The 12,351-nt window shown below is 57.1% G+C and carries 8 protein-coding genes; 3 read left to right on the top strand and 5 right to left on the bottom strand.

Annotation, left to right across the window (positions count from 1 at the left end; translation table 11 throughout):
• Positions 1–31: 31 nt before the first annotated feature.
• The gene (locus tag M0G74_RS15375) at positions 32–232 is read right to left on the bottom strand and encodes a hypothetical protein (protein WP_160154606.1); all 201 of its coding nucleotides are present in this window, start codon (positions 230–232) and stop codon (positions 32–34) included.
• Here M0G74_RS15375 and M0G74_RS15370 point away from each other — a divergent pair.
• The gene (locus M0G74_RS15370; RefSeq protein ID WP_248219288.1) at positions 231–1,541 is read left to right on the top strand and encodes an NAD(P)/FAD-dependent oxidoreductase; all 1,311 of its coding nucleotides are present in this window, start codon (positions 231–233) and stop codon (positions 1,539–1,541) included. The two genes, M0G74_RS15375 and M0G74_RS15370, sit on opposite strands and share 2 nt — an antisense overlap.
• 99 nt (positions 1,542–1,640) lie before the next feature.
• Here the strand turns inward: M0G74_RS15370 and M0G74_RS15365 are convergent, their stop codons facing one another.
• A complete protein-coding gene (locus M0G74_RS15365) occupies positions 1,641–3,554 on the bottom strand; it encodes a hypothetical protein (RefSeq protein ID WP_248219286.1) in 1,914 nt (637 codons plus the stop codon).
• A 273-nt stretch (positions 3,555–3,827) separates the two neighbouring features.
• Here M0G74_RS15365 and M0G74_RS15360 point away from each other — a divergent pair, with 273 nt between their 5' ends.
• Positions 3,828–5,933, top strand: coding sequence for a TonB-dependent receptor (locus M0G74_RS15360; protein ID WP_248219285.1), 2,106 nt, complete (start codon positions 3,828–3,830; stop codon positions 5,931–5,933).
• 35 nt (positions 5,934–5,968) lie between these two features.
• On the opposite strand, the gene M0G74_RS15355 is transcribed toward M0G74_RS15360, so the two are convergent.
• Positions 5,969–8,071, bottom strand: coding sequence for a hypothetical protein (locus M0G74_RS15355; protein ID WP_248219284.1), 2,103 nt, complete (start codon positions 8,069–8,071; stop codon positions 5,969–5,971).
• A gap of 334 nt (positions 8,072–8,405) precedes the next feature.
• Positions 8,406–8,885 carry a hypothetical protein gene (locus M0G74_RS15350; RefSeq protein ID WP_248219283.1) on the bottom strand — a complete coding sequence of 160 codons (480 nt, stop codon included), beginning with the start codon at positions 8,883–8,885 and terminating at the stop codon, positions 8,406–8,408.
• Positions 8,886–9,654: 769 nt separating this feature from the next.
• Between M0G74_RS15350 and M0G74_RS15345 the strand changes: the two genes are divergently transcribed.
• Positions 9,655–10,101, top strand: a complete 447-nt coding sequence (locus tag M0G74_RS15345; RefSeq protein ID WP_248219282.1) for a CBS domain-containing protein — start codon at positions 9,655–9,657, stop codon at positions 10,099–10,101.
• A gap of 26 nt (positions 10,102–10,127) precedes the next feature.
• Here M0G74_RS15345 and M0G74_RS15340 read toward each other — a convergent pair whose 3' ends face one another.
• Complete coding sequence (locus tag M0G74_RS15340; protein WP_282450257.1) at positions 10,128–12,221, bottom strand: SLC13 family permease; 2,094 nt, start codon at positions 12,219–12,221, stop codon at positions 10,128–10,130.
• Positions 12,222–12,351: the final 130 nt, after the last annotated feature.

Here is a 12,351-nt window from a genome sequence, read left to right as displayed (position 1 = left end):
CGCTATCGCCACCCGCGATCCGAGCCGCACTTCAGGCCGTGATAATTTCTACTGAAACCATTCTCCGATTGCCAAACAACGCTTTGGCGGCAATACTGCCGGGTAAAATCGATCCCGCAGAAAGTCGATAACGAAAGTACAAGAACAAAAGTACAGGGTCATCACAGAGCGCGCCGCCACCGGCAGGCGCGGAGAGCACAATATTTTTTAGCTCTACAGGAAACTCTGTCATGCAGAAAATCGTCATAATCGGCGGTGGTGCCGGTGGTTTACAGCTGGCTACCAGCCTCGGCCGTCATTTCTCCTTCAACCGCTTCCACCGCCGCAACAAGTCCCCGCTTGCGGAGATCACCCTGGTCGACAAAAACCGCACCCATATCTGGAAACCCCTGCTGCACCAGGTCGCCACCGGTGCACTGGATTCCAGCCTCGATGCGCTCAACTATCAGGTGCATGCCCGTGCCAACGGCTTTCACTTCGAACTGGGAAGCCTGCAAGGATTAAACCGGGAAGAAAAAACCATTCAGCTCGCCGAGGTATGCGGGGAAGATGGCACACCGCTGGTACCCGCGCGCGAACTTGAATACGACTACCTGGTATTCGCCCTCGGCAGCCAGAGTAACGATTTCAATACCCCCGGGGTGCGCGCCAACTGCCAGTTCCTGGACAGCGCGGAACAGGCGCAGAAATTCCACACCAAGCTGCTTGATCAGTTCCTGCAGCTGGAAAACCGGGTCACCGAGGAAGTGCACATCGCTATCGTCGGCGGCGGTGCCACCGGGGTGGAACTGGCCGCGGAGCTGGTGGATGCAGTACACGAAATGGGGCACTACGGGCGCATCAAAAACGGCGACCTCAAGGTCACCCTGATCGAGGCCGGCCCGCACCTGCTACCGGCGCTGCCACCGCGCCTCGGCAACAGCTCGGAAAAGGAACTCACCAACTTGGGCGTGCGGGTGCTCACCGGCACCCAGGTCGCGGAAGCGACCAGCAACGGTTTTGTGACCAAAGACGGCGAGGAAATTCCCGCGGCCATTCGCGTGTGGGCGGCGGGGGTAAAGGCGCCGGACTTTCTGCAGCAAATGGACGGGCTTGCACTCAACCGCCAGAACCAGATCGAGGTGGAAACCACCCTGCGCTCGAAAACGGACCCCAGCATTTTCGCTCTGGGCGACTGCGCCGGCTGTATCGACTCCGCCGATCACAAAGTGCCTCCGCGGGCGCAATCTGCGCAGCAAATGGCAAAGACCGCCCGCGACAACCTGATCGCACTGGTGGAAAACCCCGCGGCAGAACTGCAAGGGTTTACCTACAAAGACCGGGGGTCACTGGTGTCGCTATCCAAGTTCGATGCGGTGGGCAGCCTGATGGGTGGACTGGTCAGAGGCAGCCTGACGATCGAGGGGCGGCTCGCAGGGCTCGCCTATCGCTCGCTGTACCGCATGCACCTGGCAGCGCTGCACGGCTGGCCCAAAGCGATGCTGCTGTATCTGATCGGGCAGGCCAACCGCTTTGTGAAGCCCCGCCTGAAAATGCACTGATCCATACTGTGCCAAAGTTACATTGCGCAAAAAAAGAGGCCCATCCGGGCCTCTTTTCAATTTTTGCATATTACGCCTTAAGCCTACTTTGCCCGTCGATCAATCGGCACAAGCAATAACGCCACCGCCAAACGACAGTGCCATACAGCTGCTTGCTACAAGCGCGACAGGCGATCCCGAATACTTGTAGTGATCAATAAGGTGTCGCAGCCCATCGTCGCTCGGCTGGTAATCCCAGCGGGTGATCACCGGCGTGTTTACCGTGTAAGTGCTTCCGTGGCTTTCGGTACGTCGGGTCAACATTTCCCCATGAACGCCATAGGTGCGTCGCTCACTGTAATCCGTACCGCTTGTACCATCACTGTGATGTGAGGAGTTCTCTTGCAACACTAACTGCCCGCGACTGTTGTAACTATATTCGGTGGTGTACGTAGTCTCGGGGTTGCCATCCAGATCGCGATCAAAGCGTGACTCCAACCCCGTGAGGTTGCCGCTATTATCGTAGCGGTAAAGCAGGGTATGGCGAGACTCGATGCTGCCATCCGCGTAACGGTCAGACTCTTTGATTTCCTCAACCAGAAAGCCGCGATTGTCATAGCGTCTGCGAGTAGTCAATTCGCTATCCACTATCCCATCGGCCTGCCCGTCAGTGCGTTGCACCTCCTGAATCAGTCGGTCGCTACTGTCGTACATATACGTCGACTCGGTGCGTGTATCGATCACGCCATCGGCACCGGTGCTGCCGCCATCGATGGTATTTAGCGAGGAGGATCTCAGCCCGGCGGAGGAATACTGATACTCAATGCGCTGGTGCAACTCGAGACCCGAATCGCCATCGGTATTATTTTGCCGCTCTATGTCACGCACCAGGCCATTACCGGTAAAGCGGCTGACCGTAAGGTCCCGGCGTAGCAGTGTGCCTTCGGCATCCTTCCGTTCGTACTCCAGACGAATTTGATTGCCGCCACTATCGTACTGATACAGCGAAACTGAGCGCGCATTCACCTCGGGATCGCCGGTTTCGTGTGACTGCTCAAGTAGCAGCCCGCTGCTGTCGTAACGATAGTGGTAGGAAAACCGGGAGTCCGCCAGACCATCGTTGTCGGTATCGTGTTCGGACTGCTGTTGCAGCACGCGCGCCTCATCATCGTAGCGGTAGGATACGACCTGACGCCAGGTCTGGCCATTGCCGGGGATCTGCATACGCTGCACTGTTTCCGGCAAGCCAAAATCGTTGTACTTGGTCTCGGTTTCGTGCTCCACGCTACCGTCCTCCCCGGAATCCACCGACTCCTTTACCGGCAGCTGTGCCTTCACTTTCAGGCCGAGGCTGTCGTATAGAAAGACCAGCGGTGCCGCCAAGGAGGGCTCATAGTCGATATCGAATGCGGTGCGGAGGGTGGTCAGCGCAGTCAGGTTGCGCTGCTGTGGGAAGAGGTAAAGATCGGACTCGAAACTGACCTGGTAATCCGCCAGTTCAGCGTGCCAGCCGTCAAGATTGATCCCATTATCCAGATCGCGATCACGATCCAGAGTCGCCAATAAGCGTATTCTGTTGCCCACCCGATCCAGGTCTGTGACACGCGCGCGATTGCCCAGATCAGCCCTGAGCACGGCTTCGTCGACCACCGGCTGGGCACCCACCAAATCAAACAGGTCCAGGGTCGGCTCGCCGCGGGCCGAACCCAGCTCAATGCCACCGAGGGCAAAACGCACGCTTTCTCCGTCGCGGTAGCGGAAAATACCGTCGGCGTCGATCAAGCCGGAGTGGCTAAGGGTCTCGTAAAAAACGCCAGTAATTTTGCCAGCGTTGAATATGCCCTCGGCTTCCTCACCCGTGCCGCCGCTCCCGGAGCTACTACCCGAGCCACTGCTGGAACTTGAGCTACTACTGCCACCAGAATCCGTAGATCCAGACCCACCTGAACCACAACCGCACAGTAACAGGCAGCAGACCACCGAGATACCACTACACAATCGGCGGCAGTATTCTGCCGAGCACAGTATCGCCACAGATGTCTCCTTATTATTTTGTCGATTTCATTCCGTCGATAAATGGCCGCTTTAAATTTATCCGGCACCGAGCAGCACACCGGGATTATTGATAGCAACGCCGATGGGCAATGTAAAGAAAGGGCCCACTGCATTGAACGATCTGGAATGAATTGGGCTTCAACACAATAAATAACCCGCCAACCTTGTATTAGAGTATGCAAGCGGGAAGAGCCGGTGTATTCGTGCTATTTTGCACCCCGAAATCCAGGACGAAATAAACGCCCCGCCACAATGAAGCATTGCCATCACTTCCTGATCGCCTCTGGCCTGCTGTTCTTTACTAACAGCCTGAGCGCTGCCGTCACCTCGCCTGACGACGGCCAGCTGGAACAGCTGACGGTCACCGGTACCCGCGAGCTGCGCCCAAGTCGCGAGCTGGCAGAATCTCTCTCGGTGGTGGACCGGGAAACCCTGCAGTCTGCCGCGCCCATCCATCCCAGCCAGGTGTTTTCCACAGTGCCCGGGGCACTCGTCAGTCGCGGCAACGGCCAGGAAAGCCTGATTGCCCTGCGCTCACCGGTACTTACCGGCGCCGGCAGCTGTGGTGCTTTTGCCATCACCCAGGATGGGGTTCCCGTGCGCGGCACCGGCTTCTGTAACGTCAATCAACTGTTCGATACCGCATTTGAACTGGGCGGACGCATTGAGGTGTTGCGCGGGCCGGGCACGGTGCTCTACGGCTCCGATGCCCAACACGGTGTGATCAACGTGCTCAGCGAAGCGCCGGCGAATGGGCGGGAATCCAGCGCGGTCATCGAGGGAGGCGCCAACGACTATCAGCGGATAAAGCTGCAGCACAGCCGTGGTGATACAGAGGGAGGTTTCCGTATCGGCTTCAGTGGTAGCCGCGACGGCGGTTACAAACACGACGCTGGATATGATCAGCAAAAACTGCAACTGCTCAATGATAGTGATTGGCGAGACTGGTCAATGCAAACGCTGGTTAGTCTGGCCAACCTGAACCAGGAAACCGCGGGCTACGTCACGGGAAAAGACACCTACAAAGACAAGGATCGCAAACGGGAAAACCCGAACCCGGAAGCCTTTCGCGAAAGTCTGTCCGCACGCATCCAGGTGCAACTGGCGCGCACGCTGGACAATGGCAACCACCTGCAGCTCACCCCCTACGTCCGTCACACGAACATGGAATTTCTGATGCATTTTTTGCCGGGCACCCCAGTGGAGGAAAATGGCCAGCAGGGGCTGGGCGTGCAGAGCGCCTATCGCCACACGGTGAATCACCATCTGGAATTGAGCAGCGGTATTGATCTGGAATACACCGATGCCTGGCTCCGGCAGACCCAGGACGGCGGCTTCTCGGTTTTTCCTGAGGGCAAACACTATGATTATTCGGTTACCGCGGCCGTCGCTGCGTTATTCAGTCATGCGGAATTGAACGTCAATGAGAGCACCACCGCAACACTGGGCGCCCGCACAGAATACCTGCACTACCAGTACGACAACCACATGATCGGCGGTGATACCAAAGACAGTGGTGAAGTGTGTAGCAACACCTTTAGCGGTGCCACCGGTTGCCGCTATTCACGCCCCGACGATCGCAGCGATAGCTTTTCCAACCTGTCCGTCAATACCAGCCTGCTCCATCACTTCACTAGTGCGTTAACCGCTACCCTGCGCATTGCCCATGGCTTTCGCGCACCGCAATCCACCGAGCTGTACCGACTGCAAAATGGCCAGACACAGGCAGACCTGGATTCCGAGGAAATTGACAGTTTCGAGTTTGGATTTCGAGGCCGAAACGGTAACGGTAATAGCACCGCGCTGGACTACAGCCTCACAGGTTTTTACATGAAAAAGTCCAATGTCGTATTTCAGTCTTCCGACCGGCTCAATTTAAATAGTGGGGAAAGCCGGCACTATGGACTGGAATACGCGCTGGATTGGACACTGACCGACAAGCTGTCATTGAATCTGGCCGGCACTTTTGCCCGCCACCTCTACACCAGCAACGTCAGTGAGCCGGGTTCCGGACTGATTCTGAGCGACGGCAATGATATTGATACGGCACCGCGCCAGATGCACTCCGCTACCGTCAATTTCAGTCCGATGGATGGCACCCGATTGGCATTGCAGTGGCAGTCTATGGGCAGCTACTTCACGGATATCGAAAATGCGCATCGCTATACCGGGCACGACCTGCTACACCTTCGGCTACTGCAGTCCCTGCGCAGCAACCTGACCCTGGGGCTGCGGATCGAAAATCTGACCAATACCGACTACGCAGAGCGCGCGGATTTTTCAAGCCTCGGTGGTGGCGACCGCTACTTTATCGGTGAGCCACGCAGCATTTACGGCGATATCCGTTTCAATTTCTGAGCGAGTCCATATCCGGCAGAAGACGCCGTTTTCTGTCAGGGCCTAATGACCGTGGGCCCACCGAGATTAACGCCCGGGGCTTTCCAGAATTCGTCCCAGTACAATTGCCATTGCTGGGGCCAGCTCAGGGTGCACAGGGTACCGCCCTCGGCAAAACGGTAATTCCAGCAGGGCAGGTTCAGGTCCAGCGTACCCACTTCGGTGTACATGGGCTGGCGGTAGCGGAAGTGGTCAATCAGGTAGCGCAGGCCATCGTCGATTTCCAGATAACGCCAGCGCAGCCGCAAGGGTGTATTACTGATACCGGTCAACCCTTCCCCTTCCCGATACCAGTTTTCCAGTTGCCCGCGTGATCCATACACCCGGGTGATGGTGATCACGCTCTGCTGCTCGTCATTGCCATTGAATGTGGTGATTTCGGTTTCCCGCAACTGCCCACGCGTGTTGTAAAGGTATTCGGTCAGTGACCTGCCCTCGAGAATGTCATCACCATTTTCGTCCAGCGACATTTCAACCCGAATAAGGTTGTCATCGCTGTTGTAGCGGTACTCAAAAGTACGCCGGAAGTCCGCGGTACCGTCCAGGTTGACATCGGATTCCCACACTTCTTCGCGCAACTGGCCATTGCTCAGATAGGCAAACTGATAGGTATTTTCACGGTCGACAATGTCATCGCCATTGTCGTCAAAGCGCAGGGTTTGCCTCAGTAAACGTTCACTGCTGCTGTAGCGGTAAGTGGCCTCCATTCGCTCATCAACCACCTCGTCTATAGCGATGCTTACCCCATCATCCAGCTCATCCAACTGCTCCACCAACAAACCGGCGGAGTTGTAGAAAAATTCGAAACGGCGGCGGCGCTCCAGCAGACCATTGCCATTAAGATCCGTTTCTTCCAGTCGGACAATCAGCAGGCCATCGTCGTCGTACCGGTTTTCGATGCGGAAAAAGCGATCGTAGATCTCATCCACATTGATATCCTGGCGGTAGCGAAACAGGGTTTTATTGCCGCCCTTGTCATAGCTGAAACGATAATTCCGCCGCTCACTCAGTAATGGCTGGCCGTCTTCCTCAATAACTTCTACCAGGAAACCATTGTCATTGAAGAAACGCTCTGAACGATAGAAAAAATCGATGGTTTCATCTTCGTTGGTATCGGTTTCCCGCAGCATGAAAACAGGGCGCGCCATGCTGTCGTAGTCGTAAAGCAACCGCTCCCGCCAGGTACTGGCGGTGTCCGGCAGAAAGGTAAGGCGAATATCCTCCGGTAGCCCGAAATCGTTATACACCCAGCGCACTTCCTGCTCGATGGTATTGTTGTCGTCAAAATCGCGGGTTTCGCGCACTGGCACCAGCGTGGGCACAAAAATACCAAGGACGTCATAGAGATAAACCAGCGGTTCCTCCAAGGGCACCCAGTAATCGATATCAAAGGCGGTTTTTATCGCAGGCAGAGAATCCAGGCCGCGGCGGAAAGGAAAGGCGTAGAGATCATAGGCGAAGTCCAAACGGTAATCGGCGAGATCCGAATCCCAGTCGCTGAGGTCGATGCCGTTTTCCGCGTCCCGATCCCGGTCCAGGGTGAGAAACAGCAGCATCATATTCGACACCAAATCCAGGGCATCCGCCCGCTGATGATTTTCCAGCGCGGTGCGCAGAGCGGCCTCTTCGGTAAAGGGCACCGCATCCACCAGATCAAAGGGATTCAGTTCCGGCGCTCCCGTTGCCGAACCGAGCGCAATACCGCCGAGGGAAAAGAACACCTCTTCCCCAGCGCGGTAACGAAAAGTACCGCTGCTGTCGGTCACGCCGGAGAAGCTTGGGGTCTCAAAACGCAGCCCCTGAATACCAATAAATTCGCCGCGTAATTCCGGGCCGGTACCGGCACCAGAACTGCTGCCCGAGCCGCTACTGGAACTGCCACTTCTGGAACCGCTGCTGCTGCCACTGCCCAGGGCGCGGCTGCTGGGGTCGCGATCCGAATCGCCACCAAAATCGCACCCGCCAAGCAACAGGCAAAGGGAGAGACACAGTGAGAAGCACAATGAATGACACAAGGAATGCCACAGGCGTAATGGCAACCCGGAGGGCAAACGCGGATGGCGGGCAATGACACCCAGTGGCACTAGCCTCACAGGCACGGGCGACTCCTTGTCGATCAACAACAAACTAATACGTACCGTTCAGATCTAGGAAAGTATTGTTGATAACCCCCGGCAACGGCTTGTGGATAGCGCGGGAAAACACCGATTGACGTAAAAAGAAAGGAGTTGCACCGCTACAAGGGAAGAAATACGCCGCGTCCAAAATCAGGTGGGATACGATATACGGGCAGGACGCGCGGTAAAAAACAATTCGGCGATAAAGCGATGAAAGGAAATATAAAAAAGGGAGTACAAAAAAGGGAATACAAAAGAGGAAAAAGTATTCCGGCGGCCGCAGCCGCCGGAATCGGGATCTTATCGAGCAGGGAAATCAGATTTTCCAGGACTGCACTTTTTCCAGCCCATGCTCAGCAACCCACTGGTTCAACTGCTTGGGATTGCGCTTTTTCTTCTCGATGGTGGCATTGGTGTAAGGGTTGCGGTAGTGACCGGTTTCCAGTTTCGGTTCTGCCGGCTTTGAAGTCGCTGCTGCACGGCGGGTGGTGCGTCGACCGCCCTCGCTTTCACGCTTGAGCGCGCGGGCAACGCGGGCCTTCAGGGTGCGTACGTAATCCGGTGCGTCTTCCTCACCCAACTGACCGACCAGCCAGTCAACAATCTGCTCACCGCGAACCGAGTAGAACTCTTCTTCTTCTACTTCATATTCCGCCGCCAGATTGATCAGCGCCTTATCAAAGGCAATTACGCCCTGCTTTTTACGTTCTGCTTTGGCCTTCTGCTCTTGCAGCTCTTCGATTTTGGCCTGGTGCTCAGCGATTTGCTGTTCAATCTGGTCGTATTCCTGAAACATGGTTGTGGAGCCTCTGTAACAATCAAGTTATGTTGTTTCGATCGTGTGTTGCTGGCGATTAATCGCCAGTATTGTAATTCGTGGCTCGCCGGCCAATACCGGTGAGTAAATGATCCTGCGGGGATTCAGCGCGAGCCAGGCAGGCTTGGCGCTATATACCGGCCTATATCAAATAGACAAACCCACTCGGAAATATATCCATATCCAACGGACGCTATTCGGGGGCAAACGATTCACCGAATTTCCGAATTACCGTACATATGTTCAGCCACCCATATGTCGAACGATATATTCGTTCGTCCGCGGGTACATGCATGGTGATTATCGGAGTGCGATTTATATCCCCTGGAAGCCTTCCCAGCCCCGCCGGATATATCCGTATCGCAACGCTCGCGCCCCCCTAAAGCCCATTCGAGCTAAAGTCCGGTTACCCTAAAGTCCGATTGCTCTATAGCCCGGTTGCCCTAAAGAAAGTAGGCAACAACGCGAGCAGACGGCGATTAAGAGTTTTTATCGGATCCATTCGAATTCACTATTAATGAGGTCGACGGCCGATATTTCAACGGGGGGCAGATATTAAAGCCCGGGCTATATAAAGCGCAGCCCCTGAGGGTGCGCATAATACTGATTTGTCCGCCGCTAGCCAACTGGCTTTATATTTTTTAACTGCTATTGGCGACATTTCTGCCCCGGCCCACAACGCCTCGCTATTCTATTCTTGTCTAAACGGTAAATACCGCAGTAAATCCAGCCACGGGGGAACATAGCCATGACAAAAGTGCGGGATATCCATCATATGCCGACCCTGGCGGCACTGATGACACCCTTTCCCTACCATATCGATATTGATGCCTCCATCGAAGCGGCACAGGCGCTGATGGAGGAACACAGCGTCCATCACCTGCCGGTTACCCGCGACGGCGACCTGGAAACCATCATATCCCGGGGCGACATCGAAAGGGCCCAGTCTCCCGGCCACCGCTTGGAAGAACAGCAACTGTATGTGCGCGACCTGTGTGCCCGGCGCCCCTATATCGCAGACATCCATGACCCATTGGACAGAATCCTGCTGGCGATGGCAGACACCGGTATCGGCTCGGTACTGGTGATGAAAGACGGAGAACTGGCGGGCATCATCACTGTGACCGATGCCCTGCGCTTTTGCGGCGAGTATCTGGCGGATCTGGCACAGTCACCGGATGACGACGTTGCCTAACGACGCCAACCGGCGAATTACACAGTTTACAGCGGCCAGACCCACAGCAGCATGGGTACGGAAACCAGTATCACCAGTATCTCCATGGGCAGCCCCATGGGCCAGTAGTCGCCAAATTTGAAGCCACCGGGGCCCAGGATCAGGGTGTTGTTCTGGTGCCCCACGGGTGTCAGGAAGGCACAGGAAGCCCCAATGGCCACCGCCATCAGGAAACTGTCTGGATTCACATCCAACTGCCCTGCCGCGCTGAGTGCAATAGCGCACATCACCGCGGCCGTAGCCGCGTTGTTCATAAAGTCCGACAGGGTCATGGTAACCACCAGGATCAACACCAGCGCGATGACCGGATTACCCTGGGCGAGATTGTCCAGCATCGATTTGGCCACCACGTCCGCCGCCCCCGAGGAGTCCATCACCTCAGCCACCGCAATCAGGGCACCCAGCAACACGATCACCGAGCCGTCGATCGCCTCGTACACATTGCGCAGGGGCACCACCTTCAGCGCCATAAAGGCGAGGGCACAGGTGGCGAAGGAAATGGCCGCCGGCAACAGGCCGAAAGCGGCACCGGCCACCGCCAGCGCCATGGCCACCAGCGCCACATAGGCCTTCTCCTTGTTGGGAATGGTGATGTCCCGCTGCGCCAGGGGCACGCAGCGCTGCTCGTTGGCGAAGTTACTCAGGTTCTCTTCGGTGCCCATCATCAACAGTGCATCCCCCGCCATCAGTGGCGTCGAACGCAGGCGCTTCACCGAGCGGCGTCCCTGGCGGGACAGCGCCAGCAGGTTGATTTCGTAACGCCCCGCCAGCCGCAGGTTTTGCGCACTACGGCCGATCAGGTAGGAATCCGGCAGTACCACCAGCTCGCGCAGTACCAGATCCGCTTTATCCCTGGCGCGCTTCTCTTCAGACTCTTTTTTCTCTCGCTTACCGTCGCCGGCTTCGTCAGACACTGGCGCCGGGGTTTCCGGGGCGACACCTTCGCGCGTCAGCTCGGGGGGAATTTCCACCTCGTCGATATCCACCAGCTTACGCGTACCGGTGGGCGCCGATGCGGGCGCGGGCGCCCTCTCACTAGCCTTGTCGGCCTCGGTGTCCCCGCCAGCTCCGTCCGCCTTGCCGTTACCGTTTCTTTTTTCGCCCGCCTGCCCGTTCGCCTGCTTTTCCTTGTCTTTGTTGTCGGCCTCGCCGCTCTCCGGGGCTGCCGCCAGGGTCAGCCCCAGGCTCGACAGCACCGAAGACAGGGATTCCGGTTCTGCCTCGATCACCAGCAGGTCCCCCGCGCGCACCCGCAGCCCCGGCATGGCGGTGGATACCCGCGCATTGTTGTGGACCAGGCCGATCACCTGGGCATCCTCATCCCCGATCATTTTCACCAGTTCCGCCAGGGACTTGCCGATGGCCGCGCTCTTCTCACCCACCAGCGCCTCGGTGAGATAAGTGCCGGTATCAAAGGTGCCCGCCCCCGCCTGGGTGCGCGCCGGTACCAGCCGCCAGCCGATCAAGGCGACAAACATCACCCCCACAAGCGCCACCACCAACCCCACCGGGGTGAAATCGAACATGCCGTAGCTGCCCGCACCGGCACTGGCGCGAAAGCCGGACACTATCAGGTTCGGGGGGGTGCCGATCAGGGTGGTCATACCGCCGAGAATGGTGCCGAAAGACAGCGGCATCAGTACCTTGCCGGGAGGCAGCTGGTAGCGGTCCGCCAGGTCCGTGGCCACCGGCATCAGCAGGGCCATGGCGCCGACGTTGTTCATGAATCCGGACATGCCGGCACCGAGGGCGGTAAGTGCGGCAATGGCGAGGGTGATACTGCCCTTCTTGGGCACGACTTTCTGCGCCAGCGCGTCCATGGCGCCGGTATTCTGTAGCCCGCGGCTCAAAATCAGTACGCAGGCCACGGTCACTACGGCGGGGTGGCCGAAGCCGGTAAAGGCATCTTCCGGCTCGATCAGCCCGGTGAACACACAGGCCAACAGCGATGCCAGGGCAACCATATCGTGGCGCCAGGGGCCCCAGATAAACAGGACAATGGTGACGGCGATAATGACAAGGATGATTATCTGGTCGAGGGCCATAGCGGGACAGAATTCCAGATCTGATTCGGCCCACAGAAAATCGTTGGGCTAACCACAAACATAGTGGATTTGTGGTTGGATGCCTGTCGCAGTGTTTTGTGGCGGCACTACCACCGGGTAGGACTTTGCGGGACACGAGCTAGGCGCCCCCCCGTTAACCCATCCA

Source organism: Microbulbifer sp. CAU 1566 (assembly GCF_023156515.1).
GTDB lineage: Bacteria > Pseudomonadota > Gammaproteobacteria > Pseudomonadales > Cellvibrionaceae > Microbulbifer.
This window is presented reverse-complemented; position numbering and strand designations above follow the sequence as displayed.